Consider the following 22,263-nt stretch of genomic DNA (forward strand, 5'->3'; position numbering starts at 1 on the left):
GGATCACCATGCCTGCAACGGTCGTACCATCGCACGTCCCCGCCGATCGGGTGGTCGATTTCGACATCTTCAATCCGCCAGGAATCGAAACTGACTACTTCGCCGCCTGGACCGCATTGCTGGACGGGCCGGGTCTCGTGTGGACGACAGCCAACGGCGGCCACTGGATCGGCGCGCGGGGTGATATCGTCCGGCAACTGTGGGCCGATGCGGATCGACTGTCGAGCGAATGCTTGGCCGTCACGCCGGGACTTGGCGAGGTGATGCAGTTCATTCCGCTCCAGTCCGACGGTGCCGCGCACAAGGCCTTTCGCACGCCGGTTGTGAAAGGCTTTGCCTCCCGCTTCATCACCGCGCTCGAACCGGGCGTCGAAGCTGCTGCGCGCGAGTTGATCGCCGGGCTGCGCGACCGGGGCTCGTGCGATTTCGTCGCGGAATTCGCTGAGATCCTGCCGTTGAACGTTTTCCTCAACCTGATCGACGTGCCGCTGGAGGACCGGCCCCACTTGCGAAAACTGGGCGTGCAGCTCACCCGTCCTGACGGCTCGATTACAGTCGAAGGACTGAAGCAGGCGGCCGACGATTACCTTTGGCCTTTCATCGAGCGACGTATGCGCGAACCGGGCGACGACCTGTTCAGCCACATATTGGCGCTGCCCGTGGAAGGCCGGCCCTGGAGCGTCGAAGAAGCGCAGCGAATGTGCCGAAACCTGCTGTTCGGTGGGCTGGACACAGTGGCGGCGATGATCGGAATGGTCGCGCTTCACCTTGCCCGCCATCCTGACGATCAAAGTTTGCTGCGCGAAAACCCCGATCTGATCCCCGCCGCTGCCGACGAGTTGATGCGCCGCTACCCGACGGTTGCGGTAAGCCGCAATGCCATCGCCGATGTCGAGGTCGATGATGTCACGATCAAAACGGGCGACCTGATCTATCTTCCCAGCGTGCTCCATAATCTCGACCCGGTCTGCTTCGAGAACCCTGAAGTCGTGCAATTCGATCGCGGCCTCACCCCCGCCCGCCACACGACAATGGGCGTGGGCGCACACCGCTGCGTCGGCGCGGGACTGGCGCGCATGGAAGTGATCGTGTTCGTTCGCGAATGGCTGGCCGGAATGCCCGAAACGTCGCTGGACCCGACCCTTCCCGTCACCATGAAGGGCGGAAACGTGGGGGCCTGCACAGCCATCCCGTTGATCTGGGATGCGTAAATTGCTCCGACCTCAGCCGGTTCGACAAAGACGGATACTCAAGTCTGAAAACGTGGCTTATTTCGAAACGGAGCCTGTTTGCGGCAGCAGCGAGGTATCTTAGGCGGCGTGGATGAATTCCAATGAGGAGGAGTGGCGCCTCTGCCGCCCGGGCCGACAGGTTCTCCGCTGCTTTATGCTATGATCTTTCGTGTCAGGTACTCGTAGATGCCATGCCGCCGACATGTTCGACACTCTGGATGTGCTCCTCGCTGACTACGCTTACGACAGCGATGCCCTCAGAACCGAGATGGCCGCGCGGTGTCTGGGCCAAAATCAAGCCTATGCCAAACCACCAAACCACAAGCGTCGCCCCGCCTTCAGCACATTCCTCTATCGATACCGCAATCTCGCCGAGAATTTCTTCATCAAAATTAAACAGTTACGATCCTTCGCCATAGGCTATGGCAAGCGCGGCGATAGCTTCCTCGCCTCAGTCCACCTGGTATTCATACGGATCTGGCTACGAAATAATGAGCCGGTCGCCTAGTACATGCCGGAGAAAGCGGTCGACAGAAAGAAGCGGGGCAGAGAGGCCTGCTGCCCAAAACTGTCAATCTTGCGAATAACCGGTTCCGATCCTTTGTCGCCGTGCAACCGCCGATTGTCCATTCCCAGGTGCAGCCGGTCCGCTATGCCATTTTGGATGCCAAGACTGGCCGACAGCGGACTGTCAGTTATCGGCTGCCCAGGCGTAAGAGGCGGACAGTCAGGGCAACTCTATCGCGCTTCCTTCTTGGGCGGCTGGTAGAGCGTGGTGAACTGCATGGAATAGGCTTCCACCTTCATGACCGACACCTGCACCTGCAGCTGCTGTCCCACCTCGACGAGCCTGCCCTGTTCGGCTGGACTTGTGCGCGATCCCAGAAGGATTTTCCTGACGGCGGCCGCCCGGCCGTAGGACGCCTGGCCACGCCCGTCCCGGAAGATCCGCCATTCGCGTTCGCTCGCCCAGCGCACCGTCTTGCTCGACAGGCAGTGACGCGCCTTCTCGGTGGGGGTGCTGCGGTCCATCGCCAGGATCGGCTCGAGCTCGGAGTAGATCATCCTGGTGATAGCGACCGTGTCGTCCAGCCCGCGCAGGAGGGCGTTGACGTTGTATTGCGCGCACATCCCGCCGAACTGGTCGGCGTAGTGCGCCCACATCGGCTCGTGGTCCGAGACCTCGGACATTGACGCGATCCCGGTGGTGGCGAGCGCGTCGTCGACGGCCTCCTGCCGCTTGCTGTCCGGGGATCCACCGGAGAAGCGCTGGGAGAGGCGGTGCGAGCCCTCCATGGGGTCGTTCATCTCGGAGAAGAGAGGACAGCCTATAAGCCGCTTCTGCTTCTCCATCAGGAACGCTCGCCGAATACGGCTCGCGGGCGCGCCGTATTTTTTTCGACTGATGGGATGAGATACCCGGTCCAAGTGACCGTCGCACCGATCTAGCTTGCTCCGCTATCCAACAACGCACACCCCGACGACGTTGTTAACCCTTTGATAAGGTGAAGGCATCATCAGCCCATCCCCGACCCTTCGCGGTCGCGGAGAAGGCTACCACCTCGAAGTAATTTTTGGAGCCCCGGCGGACTCCGCACTCGGCCTGTGAGGGGTAGCCTAAAGGGAGCATTGATGACCACGTCGCAAAATTCGAAGCCAGAAATCTGGATTGGACTAGATACGGGCGTTGCGTCGACCGCGCTATGTGCAATCGATGGCGACAGCAAAGTCCTCATTCAGCAGGAACTTCCGACGAAAGCTGCCAAAATCAGGGACCTGCTTGTCGAGCATTTTCCCGATGGTGTTAGCTCAATAGGCATGGAAGCCTGCTCAACAAGCCTTCAGGTCGTGAAGGGCCTCCGGGCATTCGGCTATAACGCCAACGCTTACGACACATTTGCCGTGCGGCGCTTTCTCGAATTGAGGAAGAACAAGACCGACAAGAACGACGCACGGGGCATAGCCGAAGTGGCGCGGCTGGGACGCGGATTTCTCGTTGAGGTCCATATCAAGAGCAACGAATGCTACGCTACGCGGTCCAAATTGGTAGCTCGGCACAATATGGTCCGGCAGCGCGTCTCTACAGAGCTGATGATAAAATCCATGCTGCGGGTATATGGCACAAGGATCAAGGAACGGACCCATAACGCAAGTCGCTTCCGATTCCATGTGGAGCGCGCCATTGATGAAGTCAGGGCCGAGACGGGCCATGATCTTACCCAGCATATGAAGCCGCTCCTTGAGCTGTCGCTGAAGCTCAGGACTGAGATCGTGAACCTGGAAAGTGAACTCCACGAATTCGCGATGTCCAATGACCTTTGCAGGCGGTTCACCGAAATACCTGGCGTCAGCAGCATCACGGCAGTTTCGTTCTTCACCGCGATCGAGGAACCGACCCGATTTCGCCGGTCTACCGATGTCGCCGCGTATCTCGGTCTAACACCCAAGATCTTCGAGAGTGGCGATAGTAAGCGGAACGGCGGGATCACCAAAGCGGGCAATCCCATGACGCGCGTGCACTTGGTCAGTGCCGCAACCGTGATGCTGGCTGTCGCCAAGAAGCATGATACGGCGCTGAGGCGCTGGGGATTGGACCGGGCTGAGGCGATCGGGTTTTCCAAGGCGCGAGTTGCGGTTGCCCGGAAACTTGCCGTCATCATGCTGAACATGTGGCGCACCGGCCGCTCGTATGAAGCCTTTCCTGAGGTTCGCGATCCCGAGCCTCTACCAGTTGCAGCCTAACGGCTGCAGGCGCGGCACCCCGTTGGGCAATATAAGGCAGCAATGACCTTGGATCAGATTCAGAGGGGGCCGCGCCATAACCACATTTCGGGAACAACCTTCAGCTACCGTTCGCCTGCCCCACTCTTGCTATCCATCGGCGCTGGTGATGTGAAGCCTAACGTCCGAGGGCAGCAAGCAGCTTTCGCCACAAGCTGGGCGACTGGAATATCTTTCTGACCCGTGAGGCATTCGTCACCTCGTGATGCAGGAATCTCGCGATGGCCAGTGCGTCGCCATCTCCCTCGCGCTTAGCCTTTTCGATCAAGGCTGCTGTCTCCTTGGCGTTCAATGACAGGCTGGTCTTCTTGGTCATCGGTAGCTCCTGCATCTTCCGCGCGGATCGAATATATGCGATGGCCCGGTCTGGTCGAGTGTATTCACCGGTCAAATCCTGATGATCGGGCGTCACAGGCATGAGTGTTACGCGTTGCAAATCAGCTTATCGAAGCCATTGTTTCGCTGACTGATGGTATATTTGGGGGCACGATCGGGGGCTTTAAACGCCTTCCCCTTATGTAAGCTACTGTTTAAAAGAGGATCATTTCCGGAATTCGATTCCGGCTCGGCCAACGCATGGCCGTTGGCTTTCCCGTATTCGAGCTGGCCGGTTTCCGGTGGTTGCAGGCGGGCGTTTCGGCGCCAGGGCTCGCCGTGCGGCAGCGAAGCGTTCGCGTCGCGCGCCATGCACCGCTGCCGGCGGCAACAGAAGCCCGCCAAGAAAAAGACCACGGCGCCATGGTTGGCAGCGTGGCCTTCCTATCAATTAAATTCAGTTGGGCGGGATCAGGAGCCGTCGGACTTGTTGTCGTCGACGGCCTTGGCCACGCCGAAGCCGGCTGCGCCGGGGGCGAAAAGCGCCAGCAGCAGCGAATCGGCTGCGAGGTTCTGCTTCGCCTTCACGGTGGTCGCCTTGCATTCAGCAGTGCCCGCCACAGAAGCGATCTTGACCGTAGATGCCGCTGCGGCAGTGCCAGCCTGGGCTGCTACGGGGGCCGCGGCCATTCCCGCGGACGTCAGTGCATTTTTGAGCTTCATACACCCTCCATAGCGTTTTGCGACGCGGTCGGGCGTCGTCGCAACCCCGACATTTCAGAACGGTAATCGAAAAATCGCGCTCGCCCCGACGATCCGCTCAACCCACCGCCACGCCTCGCCCCTGCTGGTCGCTCGAGACGGCGACCGCGATGGCGAGGTCGCCGACCACGTTCACCATCGTCCGGAACATATCGAGCAGCCGGTCGACGCCGATGACAAGGCCGATGCCCTCCGCCGGCAGCCCGTTCAGGGCGAGGACCGCAGCCACGGTGGGCAACGATCCGGCGGGCACGCCGATGGTACCCATGCCCGCCAGCGCGGCCACCGCGAGGAGCAGCCCCTGCCGGTCGAGCGAGAGGTCCATGCCGAAGAACTGCGCGATGAACAGTACCGTCACCGCCGTGTAGATCGCCGTGCCGCTCTGGTTGGCGACGGTGCCTATGCCGAGCACGAGGCGGGCGGCTCGGGGCTGCAGGCCAAGGTCCACCTCGGCGGTCTTGAGCGCGGTCGGCAGCGTGGCGTTGGAAGACGACGTGCAGAACGCGATCAGCGCCGCCTCCTGCACGCCGCGCAGGAAGCCCAGCGGCGAAAGCCCGCCGAGCATCCAGACGACCGCGAAGAAGGTGAGCACCACCTGCAGCAGCAGCGCCGCCACCACCACCCCGACGTAGGCACTGAGATAGACCAGCAGGTGCCACCCGAACACCAGCGTCATGTCGAACATGAAGCAGGCGACGGCGACCGGCGCGAAGCGCGTCACCAGTGCGAGGACCCGCATGCCGCCGTCGAAGACCCGCTCGCTGGCGGCAAGCACCCGCCCGGCGCGGCGCGGGCGCAGCAGGGTCAGCGCGACCCCTGCGAATAAGGAAAAGGCGACCGCCGCCAGCACCACCGGCCGCTCGATCGAGGAATAGGATAGCGCTGCATCCAGCCATCCCTGCGGCGAGACCGGGCCGCGCGCGGCGAGCAGTTGCTGGCCGATCTCGGTCGGCACGACGTCACCGGGCCGGAACAGGTTCGCCATGGCGAGCCCGATCAACGCCGCCGAAATCGACACGGCCACCATATAGGCGAGGGTGGACAGCAGCAGCCGGCGCATCCCGGCGGTGTTGCGTATCCGCGCTAGGCCGCTGACGATGGCGGCAACCAGCAGCGGCACGATCAGCACGAACAGAACGCAGAGGAACACCTGCTCCACAGGGCGCACGATCCAGCGCATGAGCAGTTGGGTGGCGGCGAGGTCGCGGGCGAAGAGACCCGCCAGCGTGCCCCCGCCCATGCCGACCGCAAAGCCCGCGAGCAGCCGGACCTGCAGCAGGGGGCGGAGGCGGCGCTGCTCCTCCCGCCGTGCGGGGGCCGCGAATGGGGTCATATTCTGAATCATGGAACGGATCGTGCCAGGAGAGTTTGCAGCATCGGGTATCCTGTCGGCACACGGCGCGCGGCGCGTAGCCCATGATGCTGTTCCTGCGACAGAAAGGCTGTCAGCAAGCTGTCATTACCGGCAGGTCCTCAACTTGGGCGTCGGCCGGTCCAAAATCGGTGGGCATGAAATCAATGCTGGCGAGCACACCGCGCCCGTCCCTGCCCTCGGCGAGCTTCACGCGCGCGCCCATGCGCTCGGCCAGCGCGCGCACGATCGACAGTCCGAGCCCGCTGCCGGGCGGGCCGCTTTCGCCTCGCCCCCTGTAGAAGCGCTCGAACACGCGCTCGCGGTCCTCGGGAGCGATCCCCGGCCCATCGTCCTCGACTTCTATCCGGGAGACGCCTTCGCGGCGCAGGACCCTGACCGTGACCATTCCTTCGGGCCGATTATAGCGCACGGCGTTGTCGAACAGGTTGCCGATCATCTCGGCGGCCAGCACGGCGTGACCGCGTGCGTGGACGGGGCCGCCCTCGTGTTCGAACCCGATGTCCATGGCGCCGAGGCCGACCACCCTCCCGGCCACCAGTTCGGCCGCCACATCCGCGAGGTCGAAGGTTTCGTCGGCGCCGATCCCCTGCTCCTCGGTGCGGGCAAGGGCGATGAGCTGCAGCAGCAGCCGTTCGAGCGACGTCACGGCATTGGCGATGTCATCGAGCGCCGCTGCGCCGCGCGGGGACTGGGCGCCGTAGCGCTCCAGGACGTCAAGGTGAACGCGCACGATGGCGAGCGGGGTGCGCATCTGGTGCGACGCGTTGGCGGTGAACTGGCGCAGGGTGTCCAGCGCGCGCTCGGTCCGCGCCATCAGTCCGTTGAACGAGCCGGCCAGCAGCAGCGCCTCGCGGGGGGCGCGGTCTTCCAGCGCGAGGCGGAAGTGCGGCGGCGGCTCGCGCTGGGCGTTCTCAATCTGGCCGGTGAGCGAGGCGAACGGGCGCAGTCCCCAGGTGATGGCCCAGTAGAACAGCAGCACGGCGGTCATCGCGATCAGCACCGCCGCGCCGGCCACACGCAGGAAATAGGCCTGCTGATAGGCAGCCCGGTCGTCCATGTAATCAGCGACCTGGATGACCACGGGCGCGCCGCCGCGGTGGAGCGTGCGGATCTCGGTCGCCACGCGGACCGGTTTTCCCTTGAGCCAGCCGTCGCGTAGGTAGGCCGGCTGGATCACGCCATCGGCATCACGCGCATCGACGTAACCGGCAACGAGCGGCGTGTTGCGGTAGGTGCGCGGGAAGCTCGCCGCCGGGACACGGCGGCGCAGCGCCCCGCTCCGCGCGTCGTACTGGGGCGGCGCCACGAGCCCGCGCTCACCGGCCAGCAGGCGCGTTCCGGCCCAGATGCTGTAGTGCGTGACCGGCGCCGAGCGGCGCTGGAGCAGGTGGACCGCCAGAGGCAGCAGTTCATCGCGCACCGCGCCGTCGGCGTCGATCGCGCGGCTGAGCACGCGCACCGAGCCCACCAGGATGCGGTCGGACGTGAGCACGCTGGAGCGGTGGATCATCCAGCACGTGATCCCGCCGAACGTCACCGCCAGCGCCAGCAGGGGAACCATCACGGCTGCTGTCAGCCGCGAGCGCAGCGAGTTCATCCGGCTTCGAGCATGTAGCCCAGCCCGCGAATGGTGCGGATTATCGGACCGCCGGGCATCAGCTTGCGGCGCAGGCGCCCGACGTAGACCTCGAGCGCATTGGGCGCGACCGCGTCGCTGAAGTTGAATACCTCGGAAGTCAGGCACTGCTTGGTCACGACCTTGCCGCAGCGGCCCATCAGCGTTTCCAGCACCGCCATCTCGCGGCGGCGCAGGTCGAGCACGCAGCGGTTGAGCTGCACCACGCGGGTCGAGCGGTCGAGGCTGAGTTCGCCCACGCGCAGCACCGGGTCGGCGGTGCCCTGGCTGCGGCGGATCAGCGCGCGGAGACGCGATTCCAATTCGCGCGGATGGAAGGGCTTGGACAGATAGTCGTCGGCACCGCGATCGAGCCCGGCGATCCGGTCGCCCACGGCATCACGCGCGGTAAGGATAAGTACGGGGGTAGCGTCGCCGCCGGCTCGGATCGACTGGAGCACTTCCAATCCGTCCATGTCGGGCAAGCCGAGGTCGAGGATGACGGCGTTGTACGCTTCGCCCGCCAGCACATCGAGCGCGTCCTCTCCGGTGCCGACGACGTCCACGGCGAAACTGCTCGCGCTTATCGACGCTTCCATCCCGCGCGCCAGGCGCTCGTCGTCCTCCACGATCAATATCCGCAACAACCCACTCCCCTAAGTACGAGTTGCGGCATCCCCATCCCCTGTCCCGCGCGACCCAGGCGCGGCTCTTGTTCTTACATTCTCTTCGATTCGACAGTCTTGGGGACAAACCTGTCACCGACCTGTCATCTGGGGCAAGATTCTTTTTGCACCGCAACAAGCAGTGACAGCTTGGTGACAGGTCGCGACCCTTACCTCTTGCGAAGTCGGGAGAGGGAAACTCGGCAATTTCAGCAGATTCAATCCCTTGCGGCGGACGAGATCGCAGGAGACCCGGCGGCATCGCGGCGGGGATGGAATCTGCATGCAACAGGGGGCAATCATGGCCACGCACTTCGGTCGCGCTGCATTCTTCCTTTCCGTATCCACCACCGCGCTTTCCTGCGCCGTGGCTCCTTCGGCTGCATCGGCGCAGGAACAGGACACCTCGGTTCCCCAGGCCGCGTCGGAAGGCGTGGGTGACATCGTGGTGACGGCGCTGCGCCGCTCCACCCGGGTGCAGGACACGCCGGTGGCGATCACCGCGCTGTCGGAGAAGTCGCTCCAGAACCTCGGCGCCACCGGCATCGCCGACATCGTGCGCCAGGTGCCGGGCCTCAACCTGATCGCCGGCGAATCCGGCCGCACCCGCATCTCCATCCGCGGCATCCAGACCGCCGGCGAGAGCACCGTGGGCCTCTACTACGGCGAGACTCCGCTGACCGGGCCCTCGGGCACTAGCTCAGACCCTTCGGGCGTTACTCCCAACCTCAACCTCTTTGACGTCGAGCGCGTGGAAGTGCTGCGCGGTCCGCAGGGCACGCTCTACGGCTCGGGCTCGATGGGCGGCACCCTGCGCGTCATCTTCAAGAAGCCCGACCTTGCCGAGTACGACGGCGCCGCGGAACTTGGCGGCGAGGCGATGGAGCACGGCGAGTGGGGTTATTCGCTGAAGGGCGCGGTCAACGTGCCGATCATCACCGACATGCTCGGCGCCCGGCTAGTGCTCTACCGCCAGCAGAACCCGGGCTACGTCGACGATCCGACGATCGGCCTCAAAGACCTCAACCGCTCGGTGCTGGAAGGCGCGCGCGTGCAGCTGGGCTTCCAGCCGGTCGACAACCTGCAGATGAACCTCATGGGCATCGTCCAGACGCAGAAGTTCGACGGCACCTCGCAGTGGGCGCCTTCCGTCGGCGAGTTCATATCGCAGCAGAAGATCGCCTCGCCCGCCTACGACAAGCTTCAGCTTTACGCGCTAGACACCAAGTGGGACACCCCGATTGGCACGGTGACGCTGGCGAACTCGTTCTACCGCTGGGACGTGCGCCAGACCAACGACAACTCGGACAACTACGCCAGCATCGCCGCATCGAACCGCTACTGCGGCCTGTTCCAGAACACCTACGGCGACTCGCTGCTGCAACAGACCAACGCGGGCGCCTCGACGAGTTCGGGGACCTGCGCCAGCGGCGCGGGCGGCCTGACCTCGGCGCAGCTGCGAGCCGACTACCAGACCTGGGCCGCCGCGCAGCAGCCAGTGGGCGCCTACCAGCCGCGCTTCGTGCGCAACTTCGTCAACGAACTGCGCATCAGCTCCTCCGGCAAGGGACCGCTCGGCTATACCCTCGGCCTGTTCCGCGAGGACCGCAACGACCGCGTGGACACGCTGGTCTTCCCCGGCATCCCCGCCTCCGGCGAGATGCAGCAGCCGGTGACTGACCTCGGCTCGCGCTACGTCACCGACGAGGTGAAGCAGACGGCGGTCTACGGCGAACTCAGCTACCATATCTTCGAGCCGCTCACCGTCACGGCGGGCCTGCGCTACTACGACTACAAGAAGACCGTCGGCGGTGAGAACCTGGGCTACAACTACTTCAATGGCCAGACCCCTTCCGCCTACCGCGAGGTCACCGCCGACGCGAGCGGGCTGATCCAGAAGTACAACGTCGAGTTCAAGGTCACGCCGGACATCATGACGTACGCCACGGCATCGCAGGGCTTCCGTCCCGGCGGCGCGAACCTGACGCCGGGCATCCCGGAATCGGCGCAGACCTACGAGGCGGACTCGCTGTGGAACTACGAGATCGGCGTGAAGACGCAGTGGTTCGACCGCAAGCTGACCTTCAACGTCGACGTCTACCGGATCGACTGGGACAACCTGCAGACCTCGGTCCAGGCGACCTACGGCAACTTCTCGTACATCAGCAACGTCGGCTCCGCGCGGATCGAGGGTGTCGAGGCCGAGGCCAGCGCGATCCCGATCCCCGGCCTGTACCTCAACGCCAGCTTCCACTACCTCAAGCCGCGCCTCACGGCCGACCAGGTCAGCGCGGAAGTCGCTGCGGCGGGACGCAAGGGCGACATCCTGCCGCTCATCCCGCGCACCACCGCCAGCGCCGGCGCGGAATACAACTTCCCCGCCTTCGGTGAATTCACCGGCCTGCTCCGCGCGGACTGGACCTACACCGGGAAGATGACCTCGCAGCTGCGCACCACCAACGTGAACTACCGCGAGTTCGGCAAGTACAGCATGGTCAACCTGCGCATGGGCATCCAGCGCGACACCCTCGGCGTGTTCCTCTACGTGCGCAACGTGCTGAACAAGGTCGGCGTCAACACGATCGCCAGCGCCGCCGGGGTGCCCGACTACTACGCAACCACTGCCCCGCGCACGCTGGGCGCGACGCTTACGTCCAAGTTCTGATGGGGGATTTCCAGACCATGCGCGCCAAGATCATGCCGGCCCTGCTGGGAGCCGCGATGCTGATCGCCACTTCGGCTCAGGCAGCGGCCACGCCAGAGGACAAGGCCGCAGCCGCCCTCCTCGCCGGCCCCAAGTTCGCCAAGGCACAGGCATCGCTCAAGGGCGACTACGAACGGATCATCCAGGACATCATCACCCTCACCGAGATCGAGGCCCCGCCGTTCAAGGAGACCGCGCGTGGCAAAGCCTACATGGCGATGCTCAAGGCCGAGGGCCTCACCGACGTCGAGATGGACGAGGTCGGCAACGTCATGGGCCTGCGCAAGGGCACCGGAGGCGGGCCGCTGATCGTCGTCACCGCTCACCTCGACACGGTGTTTCCCGAGGGCACCAACGTGAAGGTGCGGCGCGAGGGCAACGGGCTCTACGCACCGGGCATCGGCGACGACACCAGCAGCCTGCCGGTGCAGCTCGCCTTCATCCGCGCCATGAACCGCGCCGGGTACACCACCAAGGCCGACATCCTGTTCATGGGCAACGTCGGCGAGGAAGGCCCGGGCGACCTGCGCGGCACCCGCTACCTGTTCTCCAAGGGCAAGTACAAGGACCGCATCAAGTCCTTCATCTCATTCGAGCCGGGCCAGCCGGGCCGCATCACCAATGCCGGCACCGGATCGCGCCGCTACAAGGTGACCTTCAACGGCCCCGGCGGACACTCGATGGGCGACTTCGGCATCGTCAGCCCCGCCTTCGCCATGGGTAACGCGATCGTCGCGTTCGGCAAGCTCAAGGCGCCCGCCGAGCCGAAGACGGTCTACAACGTTGGCATCGTCGAGGGCGGCACGTCGGTGAACTCGATCCCGTTCTCCACCGCGATGACCATCGACATGCGCTCCAACGGCAAGGCCGAACTCGACGCCGAGGAGAAGGCGTTCCTCAGCCTGCTGCCCGGCGCGGTGGCGGAAGAAAACGCGGCGCGCTCCACCGCCAAAGGCAAGATCAGCTACGAGGCCAAGCTGGTGGGCGACCGCCCGGTCGGCTCCACCCCGATGGACGCGCGCATCATCAAGGTCGCGGGCGCGGTGGCCAGGGCTTCGGGCTTCGATCCGAAGTACGGCGCAGGTTCCACCGACAGCAACATCCCGATGAGTCTCGGCATCGAGGCGGTCACGCTCGCCTCCGGGTTCGAGACCTTCCGCGCGCACTCGCTGGAGGAAGGCATGAAGATGAATTCGCCCGAAGACCTCAGGAATATGGGCGTAGGCCTCGCCACCGTGCTCGCTCTCGCCGAGGCGCGCTGAGCCATGTCCGCCTTTTCCGCTCGATCACTGTGTATCACCAGGAGTTCCGCCATGTTCAGCCGCCGGATGCGTCGCCATCTCCTGCTCGCCGCCGCGTGCCTGCCCTTCGCCGGGGCAGCCGCCGCGCAGGATGCCCCGCCCACCAGCGCCGTCATCACGCTGCCGGAGAAGATCGTCGGCGGCACGGTCGGGGCGGACTACTTCCTCGCCGACTACACGAAGATCTCCGCCTGGCTCCAGAAGATCGCGACCGAAAGCGACCGCATCAAGCTGGTGAGCATCGGCAAGACCGCCGAGGGCCGCGAGCAGTACATGGCGATCGTTTCGTCGCCCGATAACATCCGCAATGTCGAGAAGTACCGCGCCATCGCGCAGAAGCTCGCCCTAGCCAAGGGCCTCGACGACGAGGCGGCGAAGAAGCTCGCGGCCGAAGGCAAGGCGATGGTGTGGATGGACGCGGGGCTTCACGCCAGCGAGATCGTCAACGCGCAGAGCCACGTCCAGATCATTCACGAGATGCTGACGCGCAACGACCCCGAGACGCTTCGCCTGCTGGGCGACGACATCATGCTGTTCGTCTTCGCCAACCCGGACGGGCTGGAACTGGTCGCCGACTGGTACATGGCCAACCCGCGCAAGCTGACGACGGACTCGATCCCCGTGCTCTACCAGAAGTACATCGGGCACGATAACAACCGCGACAGCTTCGCCTCGACCCAGCCCGAGACGACCAACATGAACGGCGCCGCCTATCGCGACTGGTTCCCGCAGATTCTCTACAACCAGCACCAGACCGGGCCCCTGGGCGCGGTGGTGTTCATCCCCCCGTTCCGCGATCCCTACAACTTCAACAACGAGCCGCTGGTCATCAACCAGACCGACGTGGTCGGCCAGATGATGCACGCGCGCCTCGTCGCGCAGGGCATGGCCGGCTCGGCGATGCGCTCGGCGGCGCCCTATTCGACCTGGTTCAACGGCGGCGTGCGCACGATCGGCTATTTTCACAACCAGATCGGCATCCTGACCGAGATCATCGGAAATCCCACGCCGATGAAGATCCCGCTGGTGCCCGAGAACCAGCTCGCCCGCCAGGACGAGGTCCTGCCGATCGCGCCGCAGGACTGGCACTTCCAGCAGTCGCTCGACTACGTGAAGGAAATGGACCGCGCGATCCTCGACTACGCCTCACGCTACCGCGAGACGATCCAGTACAATCGCTATGTCATGGGCCGCAACCAGATCGCCAAGGGCAGTCAGGACAGCTGGGTCGTCACTCCCAAGCGGATCGAGGCGATGAAGGAGGCTGCCGCCAAGCTGCCCAAGCCGGGTCCCGAGGAGACCGCTGGCACCTTCGCCTGGGGCACCGAGAAGATCCTGCCAGCCGGCCTCTACAAGACCGTGCTCAACGCGCCCGACAAGCGGGCGCCCCGCGCCTACATCATCCCGGCCGACACCCAGGCCGACATGCCCACGACCGTGCGGTTCCTGAACGCCCTCATCAAGACCGGCATCGAGGTGCAGCAGGCCCCAGCCGCCTTCACTTTTGGGGGCAAGAGCTATCCGGCCGGCAGCTACGTCGTGCGCAGCGACCAGGCGTTCCGCCCCCACGTCCTCGACATGTTCGAGCCGCAGGATCACCCGCAGGACTTCGCCTACGAAGGCGGCCCGCCGATCAAGCCTTACGACGTGACCGGCTACACCCTCGCGCTGCAGATGAATGTCGCCTTCGACCGCGTGCTGGGCGCCGCGCCGCCCTCTTTCCCGGCCGTGCCCGACGTGATAGCCGCGCCGCCCGCCGGCAAGATCGTCGGCAACGGCAAGGCGGGCTACGTCGTCGACCACGCCGTGAACAACAGCTTCACGCTCTCCAACCGCCTGCTGAAGGCCGGGCTACCGGTGTTCTGGCTCAAGGCCGCGATCACCGTCGACGGAAAAGCTCTGGTTCCCGGCGCGCTGTGGATCCCCGCGTCCGCCAAGGCCGACGCCATCATTTCGGCAGCGGTCGCCCCGCTCGGTCTCGACGCCCACGCGGTCGGCGCTAAGCCTGCTGGAGAAACGGTAGCGATCAAGCCGGTGAAGATCGGCCTCGTCGACGTCTACGGCGGCTCGATGGCCTCGGGATGGACCCGCTGGATCTTCGAGCAGTACGAGTTCCCCTACGAACTGGTTTACCCGCAGCAACTCGACAACGGCGGCCTCGGCGCCAAATACGACGTGCTCGTGTTCCAGAGCGACGTGCTCGGCCGCGAGGAAGGCGGATCGCGCGACCAGCCGGCCGCCGCCGACATGCCGGCAGCCTATCGCAAGATGCTGGGCAAGATCACCACCGAGAAGACGATGCCGCAGGTCGCCGCGTTCGCGAAGGCGGGCGGCACGGTGATTGCGGTGGGCAACGCCACGCGCATGGGCGAGCAGCTCGGCCTGCCGGTCACCAACATCCTTGCTCCGCCCGGCGCCGACGGCAAGCCGGTGCGTGTCCCTTCCACCAAGTACTACGTCCCCGGATCGATCCTGAGCGCGAAAGTCGACAGCAGCGATCCCCTGGCCTTCGGCGTCGCACCTACGGTCAACCTGTTCTACAACAACAACCCAGTGTTCAAATCGGACGATCCCAGTGTCCGCAAGGTAAGCTGGTTCGACCAGGACGACGCGCTCGTCTCCGGCTGGGCCTGGGGGCAGAAGCTGCTGAACGGCGGCGCGGGCATCGTCGAGGGCAGCCTGGGCAAGGGCCGTGTCTTCCTGATGGGCCCGGAAGTGACCCAGCGCGGCCAGCCCTTCGCGACCTTCAAGTTCCTGCTCAACGGCGTGCTGCTTTCCGGCAGCGACTCGAAGCCCGCCGACTGACGATCCACCCTGCTGCGGCCCGGCGCGATCCTCCCCACTGAGGACCGCGCCGGGCCGTCCTTTTTCGAAGCCGTGTTGACAGCATCGCGCCCAGCCTCCAGCCTCGTCCTGACACCGGTATCATAAGGTGGGAAGAGGACGCATGAGCATCGATCGCAGGACCCTGTTTGCCGGAGCCATGGCCGCCGGCGCCACCTGGTCGCTCGCCGCCCGCGCGGCACCGCCGACACCCGCCCGGCCCTTCCTGGAAACCGGCGAGAGCATCGACCTCTGGCCCGGCACGCCGCCCGGTGCGCCCGCCAAGCTGCCGGTCGAGACGATCGACCAGCGCTCCACCATCCCCGGCTTCTCCGACCGCGTGATCTACGGCGTTGCGCGGCCCCGCATGGTCGCCTTCCGGCCCGAGCGACCCAACGGCGCTGCGGTGCTGGTGATCCCCGGCGGCGGCTACCGCTGGATGACGCTCGACAAGGGGGGCTATCAGATCGCGCAGTGGCTGACCGAGCACGGCTACACCGCCTTCGTGCTGGTCTATCGCCTCCCCGGCGAAGGCTGGGGGAACCGCTCCGACACGCCGCTCGCCGACGCGCAGCGCGCCATGCGCCTGATCCGCAGCCGCGCGGCCGGCTACAAGCTCGCGCCCGAACGCGTCGCGGCGATGGGGTTCTCGGCCGGTGGGCATCTGTGCGCCGACCTCGCCAGCCGCTTCGCCGCGCCGTGCTACGCGTCGGTCGACGGGGCGGACAAGTTCAGCGCGAAACCATGGTGCGTGGCGCCGATCTATCCGGTGGTGAGCATGGACCTCGCCATCGCCCACGCCGGATCGCGCGACAAGTTGCTCGGCCCAGGCCCTTCAGCCGCGCTGGAGGCCGCGCACTCGGTCGACCGCAACGTCACCGCCGCCACGCCGCCGCACTTCATCGTCCATGCCGAGGACGACGCCACCGTGCCGATCGAGAACACCATACGCCTGCGCGCCGCGCTCAAGGCGGCAGGCGTGAAGACCGACACGCACCTGTTCGCCGAGGGCGGGCACGGCTTCGGGCTCTGGAACATCGCCGGACTGCCGGTGTCGGAATGGCCGCGGCTGTGGCTAGACTGGGCCAGCCGGGTCGGGCTGGGCTGAGCCCGCTTGCACACAAATGAACGCAGGGATGAACCCGCGCCGGAGGCGGGCTCATCCCTGCGGGCTATGCACTCGACGGAGCGGGCCGTAGCGCGGGCTGTTGGAGCAACCCGCGCGGAGGGGTCAGGCCGGCGTCCGCAGCGAGGCACGCGCCTTTTCGACGAGGGCGAGCAGGTCCGCGCGCTCCGCTTCGGTCAGGTCGGTGAGCGGCGGACGGACGGCGCCGGCCGGACGGCCGATCACGTCCATGCCCGCCTTGACGATCGAGACCGCGTAACCCGCGCTGCGGTTGCGGATCTGGATATAGGGCAGCACGAAGTCGTTGAGCCCGGCCAGGATCGCCGCCTTGTCGCGGGCGCGCACCGACTTGTAGAAGGCCAGTGCCCACTCCGGCATGAAGTTGAAGATCGCGGAGGAATAGGTCGTCACGCCCATCTCGAGGTAGGCGGGGGCGAACGTCTCGGCGGTCGGGAGGCCGCCAATGTAGGTCAGCCGGTCGCCCATCTTGGCATAGATGCGCATCATCAGTTCGACGTCGCCGACGCCGTCCTTGTAGCCGATGAGGTTGGCGTTGCGCTCGCACAGGCGGGCCAGCGTATCCTCGTGAACGATCGCATTGTCGCGGTTATAGACGATGACGCCGAGCGAGGTAGCCTTGCAGACCGCCTCGATGTGGGCGGCAAGGCCCTCCTGCGTCGAGTTGACCAGATAGGGCGGCAGCAGCAGTAGGCCGTCCGCGCCCGCCTGCTCGACGTCGCGGGCGATGCCGGTGGCGATCGCGGTGCCGTAGCCGCAACCCGAGAGAACGGGAACCTTGCCGCCCGCTTCCTCGACCGCCGCCTTGACCACCACTGGCACTTCGGCCGGGGTCAGCGAGAAGAACTCGCCCGTGCCGCCCGCGGCGAACAGGCCGGCGACGTCATAGTCCGAGAGCCATGCGAGGTGCTCGCGGTAGGCGCCCTCGTCGAAGGCCAGGTCCGCATCGAAATGCGTGACCGGGAACGAGAGTAGGCCCGAGCCGATCTGGGCGGCCATTTCCTGAGGCGACATCGCGAATGCTCCATTGATCCTGTGGAGACTTTGCTACCCGTCCGGGGCCCGCGCACCCACCGCTTAGACTGGATTGATCCATGTCCGCCCGGCATCGATTCGAACCAATCGATGCATCATGCGCGCCGCTCCCGCTTTCCCTGCGCGGCGTCAGCCTGTAGGCATCGACGATGTTCGAACTGACCCACCTGCGCTGCTTCGTCGTCCTCGCCGAGGAACTGCATTTCGGCCGCGCCGCCGAACGCCTGCACATGACCCAGTCGCCGCTGAGCCGGCAGATCCAGGTGCTGGAACGCATCCTCGGCGTCGAGCTATTCAACCGCACCAGCCGCCGGGTGACGCTCACGCTCGCAGGCGAGACTTTCCTCCACGAGGCGCGGCGCATCGTGCGCCTGTCCGAAAGCGCGGCGCTGGCGGCGCGGCGGGTGTGGAAGGGGGAGACGGGGCGCATCTCGATCGGCTTCACCGCCGTGTCGGGCTATGTCCTGCTCCCGCGCATCGTCAAGCGCGCGGCGGTGGAGCTTCCGGGGCTGGAGCTGCAACTGCACGAACTCGTCTCGGGCGACCAGTTCGAGGCGCTGCACACCGGCCTCATCGACCTTGCGCTGGTGCGCCCGCCGATCGACCGGGTGCAGTTCGATTCCGCCCCGCTGCTGCTGGAAAAGCTGCTGGTCGCCCTGCCCGAGGATCATCCGCTGGCGGCGCAGGAGAGCTTCGGCCCCGAGGATTTCGACGGCGTCGACCTCGTCATGTATGCGCAGCGCGGCGCGGGGTATTTCCACACGCTGCTCTCCAGCCTGTTCGACCGGGCGGGCGCGGCGCCGAACTACGTGCAGTACGTGACGCAGATCCACTCGCTGCTCGGCCTCGTCGGCGCGGCGCTAGCGCCCGGTATCGTCCCCGAGGCGGCGGCGGGCCTGCACCCGCGCGGCGTGGTGTTTAGACCGTTCAGGAGCGAACCCGAGACGCCGGTGGAGCTGCATCTGGCGTGGCGGCGCGAGAGCGGGAACCCGGCGCTGCCCGAGTTCCGCGAACTGTGCCTGAAGGCGGTGGGCGGCTGAGCGTCAGCCCATCGCCGGCCAGGCGAGCGTGGGCTGCTGGCTGTGGCGGTTCATCTCCAGCGTGATCCGCGCGCCGGCGCCCGGTCCGAGCCGGAGCGCCACGTCGCGGCTCCCCACAGGGATGCGCCGGCCGCCGATGCGCACGGCCTCGATCCGGTGCTCGCCGTAGCCGCCGCCGCGAATGACGAGGCGGCGCGGGAGCGCGGGGTTGAGGTTCACCAGCGACAGTGTGGTACTGCCCGCGTCGATCGCCTCGACCAGCACCGCCACGTCCTCGGGCAGTCCGGGGCGCTTGCGGTCGGCATCGAAGTGCCGCAGCCGTGCGAACAGCAGCGTGCCGCCCTGGTTGGGTGAGTTGGGCGACCAGGGCGGGCGGGCGACGTGAATCGCGCCCATGGTCTGGTGCAGCAGCGCGGTCACCGAAACCGGATTGCGCTCGATCGGATTGTCGGCAAGGCGGGTCTTCGCCGTCGTCTTGTCTTCCCGCACCCGCACGAGCTGGGTCCGCACGCGCTCCATGTCGTCGAGCAGCGCCTGCTCGGCCCAGCCGGGCGCCTTGCCGTCCAGGAACTGCGTCCAGGGCGTCGGCGCCATCGCTGCGCGGTCGGCCTCGGTCCCCGAGAGATACCAGATCTCGCCGGTGTTGAAGCGGTAGGGGCCGGGCTTGAAGCCGTACCAGCCGTCCTTGCCGTGCATGGTCGGCGCCGAAAGCACGCCGCCCACCTTGCGCGAGGCTTCGTTGATGCGGGCGTTCTGGGCGCGCCAGACCTGGAGGTAGCGGTCGTCGCCGGTGGCGAGGTAGGCGTTCATGAAGCCCATGATCGCACGCGGGATGCGGTTGCGGTCCTCGCGCTTGCCGGTGACCGGGTTGACCGGGCTGAACCCCCAGCCATAGGTGCCGCCCCACCAGTTCCCGCCCGCACCGCCGCCGATCGCGCCGTCGGGGCCGATGTTGCTGGGGATGATGCCGTCGTTGGCGCCGGCGCGCGCTGCCCAGGCCTCGACATATTCGAGCATCCAGTCGCGGAAGCGCGCCTCGCCCGTCAGCATCCAGGCGTTGAAACCCAGCGCGGTCGAGTGCAGGTTCAGCGGGTTGTCGCCTACCGTCTCGGTATATTCGCGGTAGTGTTCGAGCGTGTCGGCGTAGCTGGTCTCGCCGTGGACCATCTCGAAGGGCGCGGTGTCGAACGGATCGCCCGCCCAGTCGAGCGGGGTGGCCGGGCGCATCAGCGGGCCGATGCTGCCGTTGAACATCGAGCGGACGAGCTTCAGCTTGGGGTCGTAGTTGCGCGCGATCGGGTCGCGCCCGGTGTAGAAGTCCGCGAAGCGGCGCGCGCGCTCCACCAGCTTGCGGTCGCCCTGGGTGCAGAGGCCGAGCTGGTTGAAGGTCGTCAGCCCCTCGCTGATGTGCTGCCAGTCCATCTGCGGCGCGAATTCACGCACGTACATGCCTTTGCGGCCCATCGGCACGTCGCGGGTCTTGGCCCGGGAATACTGCGCGAAGTGGGCTTCCTGGACCTTCTGCGCGAGGTCCAGGATGCCGGTGTCGGCGCCGATCATGTAGAGGTAGGGCCAGTCGTTGACCGCCTCGATCGCATCGTCCGGGCCATCGTTCGCGCCCCAGCGCAGGAACGCCTCGATCTCGTGGTTCGCGTTGAAGTAGCGGTCGTGGAAGGCGCGGGCGGCGTCGCCCTGCATGGCGATGAGATGGCGCTGGAGCACCGCCCAGCGCGGCGCGGCCATGGCGGTGTCGATGGCAATCTCGGGCGTCGCGGCGCGGGCCAGCGCGGGCATCGTCGCGGCAAGCGTCAGCAGGCCGCCGCCGGTGAGTACGCTGCGTCTGTCGAAGGTCAAGCTGCCAGCTCCAGTCTCTCAAGCTTCTGGACGACGAGGAAGTACGCGACGATCGTCAGCAGGCAGTGCGCGCCAACGAAGACCAGCGCGGTGTCGAACGAGCCGGCGCTCGCCACCAGCAGGCCTACGACGATCGGGGTGACGATCCCGGCGGCATTGCCGAAGGTGTTGAACACCCCGCCCGCCAGCCCCGCCAGCTTGCGCGGCGCGACGTCGGACATCACCGCCCAGCCGAGCGAGGCCACGCCCTTGCCGAAGAACGCCAGCGACATGAGCAGTACCACGCCCCACTGGCTCTCCACCCGCGCGGCGACCATGATGAGGCTGGCGAGCAGCATCCCGCCCAGCAGCGGCGCTTTGCGCGCCAGCGTGATCGAGCCGGTCCGCGCCAGCAGCCAGTCCGACGTGACGCCGCCCGCGACGCCGCCGATGAAACCGCAAAGGGCGGGAAGCGCGGCGACGAAGCCGGCCTCGAGGATGTTGAACCCGCGGTCCTTGACGAGATAGATCGGGAACCACGTCACGAAGAAGTAGGTCAGCACGTTGATGCAGTATTGGCCGAGGTAGATGCCAACCATCATGCGGCTGGTGAGGAGCTGACGCACGTTGGCCCAGGTGAATGTCGGCTCGGTGCTCCGCGCCCGGCCCGATTCCGCCTCGACGAGGCCGCCGCCTTCGCGGATGATCTCAATCTCGGCCTGGTTGGCCCACTTGTGGCGCACCGGCTCGCGGATGAACGCGGCGAAGGCCAGCATCGCCATGATGCCCAGCGTGCCCATCACGAAGAACACCGCGCGCCATCCGAATGCGTGGACTACCCAGCCCATCAGCGGCGCGAAGGCGACGAGAGAGAAGTACTGCGCGGAATTGAAGATCGCCGAGGCCGTGCCCCGTTCGCGCGCCGGGAACCATGCGGCGACGATGCGCGCATTGCCGGGGAACGAGGGCGCCTCGCATAGGCCCACCAGGAAGCGCAGCACGAACAGCTGCGCCACCACCGTCGCGCCGAGCAGGAAGCCCGCGAAGCCCTGGAGCACGGTGAAGAACGACCACGTCCCGATCGCCGCGATGTAGATCGGCCGCGTCCCGAACCGGTCGAGCAGCGCTCCGCCCGGGATCTGCGCCAACGAGTAGGCCCAGGCGAAGGCGGAAAGGATGAAACCGGTCTGGACCGCATCGAGCCCCAGCTCCGCCGAAGCCGAGGCGCCCGCGATCGAGAAGGTCGAGCGGTCAGCGTAGTTCAGCGAGGTGATGATGAAGACCAGCGCGATGATGAGGTAGCGCACGCGGGTGGGGCGCTCGGCCGGTGCACCGCCCTCTATGCCAGGCGGGACGGCGATCCGGGTTTCACTTGTCACGTCCAACTCTCCCACGCGCCTTGTCGGCTTTTCATGACCCAGACTAGGCGAGCCGGGGTCGCCCCATCCATGCCGCAATGCAACTCGATCGATGCCCGGAGCGCATCGTCCGTCCTGCTCGATCATTTTCCGTCATTTGCCCGAACGATGCGCGTGGCGCATCGATCAAGCCCCTTTTCGCTCGCGAAGCGCAGGAAGTCCTCGCCTATCGTTCAATTACCAAATCACAATTGCTGACACCGGTATCACGCTTACTGAT

The 22,263-nt window shown here is 66.0% G+C and carries 18 protein-coding genes; 8 read left to right on the forward strand and 10 right to left on the reverse strand.

Going from position 1 to position 22,263, the window contains the following annotated elements:
- Positions 1–8: 8 nt before the first annotated feature.
- Both PMI02_RS00850 and PMI02_RS00855 read left to right on the forward strand, forming a co-directional pair.
- The gene (locus PMI02_RS00850) at positions 9–1,211 is read left to right on the forward strand and encodes a cytochrome P450 (RefSeq protein WP_007677338.1); all 1,203 of its coding nucleotides are present in this window, start codon (positions 9–11) and stop codon (positions 1,209–1,211) included.
- 223 nt (positions 1,212–1,434) lie between these two features.
- Positions 1,435–1,740 carry a transposase gene (locus PMI02_RS00855; protein WP_007677340.1) on the forward strand — a complete coding sequence of 102 codons (306 nt, stop codon included), beginning with the start codon at positions 1,435–1,437 and terminating at the stop codon, positions 1,738–1,740.
- Between the two features lie 230 nt (positions 1,741–1,970).
- Here PMI02_RS00855 and PMI02_RS00860 read toward each other — a convergent pair whose 3' ends face one another.
- On the reverse strand, positions 1,971–2,585 hold the full coding sequence (locus PMI02_RS00860) for a DUF2971 domain-containing protein (RefSeq protein WP_007677343.1): 615 nt from the start codon (positions 2,583–2,585) through the stop codon (positions 1,971–1,973).
- A gap of 279 nt (positions 2,586–2,864) precedes the next feature.
- Here PMI02_RS00860 and PMI02_RS00865 point away from each other — a divergent pair, with 279 nt between their 5' ends.
- Entirely contained in the window at positions 2,865–3,974 is a 1,110-nt protein-coding gene (locus PMI02_RS00865; protein WP_007677345.1) for an IS110 family transposase, read from the forward strand.
- A 157-nt stretch (positions 3,975–4,131) separates the two neighbouring features.
- Here PMI02_RS00865 and PMI02_RS00870 read toward each other — a convergent pair whose 3' ends face one another.
- The 6 genes from PMI02_RS00870 to PMI02_RS00890 all read right to left on the reverse strand — a co-directional run bounded on the left by PMI02_RS00870 (position 4,132) and on the right by PMI02_RS00890 (position 8,724).
- Entirely contained in the window at positions 4,132–4,329 is a 198-nt protein-coding gene (locus PMI02_RS00870; protein WP_007677347.1) for a hypothetical protein, read from the reverse strand.
- A gap of 107 nt (positions 4,330–4,436) precedes the next feature.
- The gene (locus PMI02_RS26835) at positions 4,437–4,700 is read right to left on the reverse strand and encodes a hypothetical protein (protein WP_007677349.1); all 264 of its coding nucleotides are present in this window, start codon (positions 4,698–4,700) and stop codon (positions 4,437–4,439) included.
- Positions 4,701–4,799: 99 nt separating this feature from the next.
- A complete protein-coding gene (locus PMI02_RS00875; protein ID WP_238538933.1) occupies positions 4,800–5,018 on the reverse strand; it encodes a hypothetical protein in 219 nt (72 codons plus the stop codon).
- Between the two features lie 130 nt (positions 5,019–5,148).
- On the reverse strand, positions 5,149–6,423 hold the full coding sequence (locus PMI02_RS00880) for a dicarboxylate/amino acid:cation symporter (RefSeq protein WP_036501658.1): 1,275 nt from the start codon (positions 6,421–6,423) through the stop codon (positions 5,149–5,151).
- A gap of 112 nt (positions 6,424–6,535) precedes the next feature.
- Positions 6,536–8,062 (reverse strand): sensor histidine kinase, encoded by a 1,527-nt coding sequence (locus tag PMI02_RS00885; RefSeq protein ID WP_007677357.1) that lies wholly within the window; start codon positions 8,060–8,062, stop codon positions 6,536–6,538.
- Positions 8,059–8,724, reverse strand: a complete 666-nt coding sequence (locus tag PMI02_RS00890) for a response regulator transcription factor (RefSeq protein ID WP_007677360.1) — start codon at positions 8,722–8,724, stop codon at positions 8,059–8,061. Before PMI02_RS00890 ends, PMI02_RS00885 begins: the two co-directional genes overlap by 4 nt.
- 322 nt (positions 8,725–9,046) lie before the next feature.
- On the opposite strand from PMI02_RS00890, the gene PMI02_RS00895 reads away from it, so the two are divergent.
- The 4 genes from PMI02_RS00895 (at position 9,047) to PMI02_RS00910 (ending at position 16,681) form a co-directional block, all read left to right on the forward strand.
- Positions 9,047–11,410, forward strand: a complete 2,364-nt coding sequence (locus tag PMI02_RS00895; RefSeq protein WP_007677362.1) for a TonB-dependent receptor — start codon at positions 9,047–9,049, stop codon at positions 11,408–11,410.
- Between the two features lie 17 nt (positions 11,411–11,427).
- Positions 11,428–12,711, forward strand: a complete 1,284-nt coding sequence (locus PMI02_RS00900) for a M20/M25/M40 family metallo-hydrolase (protein WP_036501683.1) — start codon at positions 11,428–11,430, stop codon at positions 12,709–12,711.
- A gap of 51 nt (positions 12,712–12,762) precedes the next feature.
- Complete coding sequence (locus tag PMI02_RS00905) at positions 12,763–15,555, forward strand: M14 metallopeptidase family protein (protein ID WP_007677382.1); 2,793 nt, start codon at positions 12,763–12,765, stop codon at positions 15,553–15,555.
- Positions 15,556–15,697: 142 nt separating this feature from the next.
- Positions 15,698–16,681 (forward strand): alpha/beta hydrolase, encoded by a 984-nt coding sequence (locus tag PMI02_RS00910; RefSeq protein ID WP_007677387.1) that lies wholly within the window; start codon positions 15,698–15,700, stop codon positions 16,679–16,681.
- A gap of 123 nt (positions 16,682–16,804) precedes the next feature.
- On the opposite strand, the gene kdgD is transcribed toward PMI02_RS00910, so the two are convergent.
- Positions 16,805–17,731, reverse strand: coding sequence for a 5-dehydro-4-deoxyglucarate dehydratase (gene kdgD, locus PMI02_RS00915; protein ID WP_007677389.1), 927 nt, complete (start codon positions 17,729–17,731; stop codon positions 16,805–16,807).
- A gap of 170 nt (positions 17,732–17,901) precedes the next feature.
- Between kdgD and PMI02_RS00920 the strand changes: the two genes are divergently transcribed.
- On the forward strand, positions 17,902–18,792 hold the full coding sequence (locus tag PMI02_RS00920) for a LysR family transcriptional regulator (protein WP_007677391.1): 891 nt from the start codon (positions 17,902–17,904) through the stop codon (positions 18,790–18,792).
- A gap of 3 nt (positions 18,793–18,795) precedes the next feature.
- Here the strand turns inward: PMI02_RS00920 and PMI02_RS00925 are convergent, their stop codons facing one another.
- Positions 18,796–20,646 (reverse strand): hypothetical protein, encoded by a 1,851-nt coding sequence (locus PMI02_RS00925; RefSeq protein ID WP_007677393.1) that lies wholly within the window; start codon positions 20,644–20,646, stop codon positions 18,796–18,798.
- Positions 20,643–22,004, reverse strand: coding sequence for an MFS transporter (locus PMI02_RS00930; protein WP_007677394.1), 1,362 nt, complete (start codon positions 22,002–22,004; stop codon positions 20,643–20,645). The genes PMI02_RS00925 and PMI02_RS00930 overlap by 4 nt, the downstream gene beginning before the upstream one ends.
- Positions 22,005–22,263 lie beyond the last annotated feature (259 nt).

Source organism: Novosphingobium sp. AP12 (genome assembly GCF_000281975.1).
Lineage (GTDB): Bacteria > Pseudomonadota > Alphaproteobacteria > Sphingomonadales > Sphingomonadaceae > Novosphingobium.

Excerpts from the sequence above, each read along its gene's own strand:
- PMI02_RS00850 (WP_007677338.1), top strand. The coding sequence starts at position 9 with ATGCCTGCAACGGTCGTACCATCGCACGTCCCCGCCGATCGGGTGGTC.
- PMI02_RS00855 (WP_007677340.1), top strand. The coding sequence starts at position 1,435 with ATGTTCGACACTCTGGATGTGCTCCTCGCTGACTACGCTTACGACAGC.
- PMI02_RS00860 (WP_007677343.1), bottom strand. The coding sequence starts at position 2,585 with ATGGAGAAGCAGAAGCGGCTTATAGGCTGTCCTCTCTTCTCCGAGATG.
- PMI02_RS00865 (WP_007677345.1), top strand. The coding sequence starts at position 2,865 with ATGACCACGTCGCAAAATTCGAAGCCAGAAATCTGGATTGGACTAGAT.
- PMI02_RS00870 (WP_007677347.1), bottom strand. The coding sequence starts at position 4,329 with ATGACCAAGAAGACCAGCCTGTCATTGAACGCCAAGGAGACAGCAGCC.
- PMI02_RS26835 (WP_007677349.1), bottom strand. The coding sequence starts at position 4,700 with ATGGCGCGCGACGCGAACGCTTCGCTGCCGCACGGCGAGCCCTGGCGC.
- PMI02_RS00875 (WP_238538933.1), bottom strand. The coding sequence starts at position 5,018 with ATGGCCGCGGCCCCCGTAGCAGCCCAGGCTGGCACTGCCGCAGCGGCA.
- PMI02_RS00880 (WP_036501658.1), bottom strand. The coding sequence starts at position 6,423 with ATGACCCCATTCGCGGCCCCCGCACGGCGGGAGGAGCAGCGCCGCCTC.
- PMI02_RS00885 (WP_007677357.1), bottom strand. The coding sequence starts at position 8,062 with ATGAACTCGCTGCGCTCGCGGCTGACAGCAGCCGTGATGGTTCCCCTG.
- PMI02_RS00895 (WP_007677362.1), top strand. The coding sequence starts at position 9,047 with ATGGCCACGCACTTCGGTCGCGCTGCATTCTTCCTTTCCGTATCCACC.
- PMI02_RS00900 (WP_036501683.1), top strand. The coding sequence starts at position 11,428 with ATGCGCGCCAAGATCATGCCGGCCCTGCTGGGAGCCGCGATGCTGATC.
- PMI02_RS00905 (WP_007677382.1), top strand. The coding sequence starts at position 12,763 with ATGTTCAGCCGCCGGATGCGTCGCCATCTCCTGCTCGCCGCCGCGTGC.
- PMI02_RS00910 (WP_007677387.1), top strand. The coding sequence starts at position 15,698 with ATGAGCATCGATCGCAGGACCCTGTTTGCCGGAGCCATGGCCGCCGGC.
- kdgD (WP_007677389.1), bottom strand. The coding sequence starts at position 17,731 with ATGTCGCCTCAGGAAATGGCCGCCCAGATCGGCTCGGGCCTACTCTCG.
- PMI02_RS00920 (WP_007677391.1), top strand. The coding sequence starts at position 17,902 with ATGTTCGAACTGACCCACCTGCGCTGCTTCGTCGTCCTCGCCGAGGAA.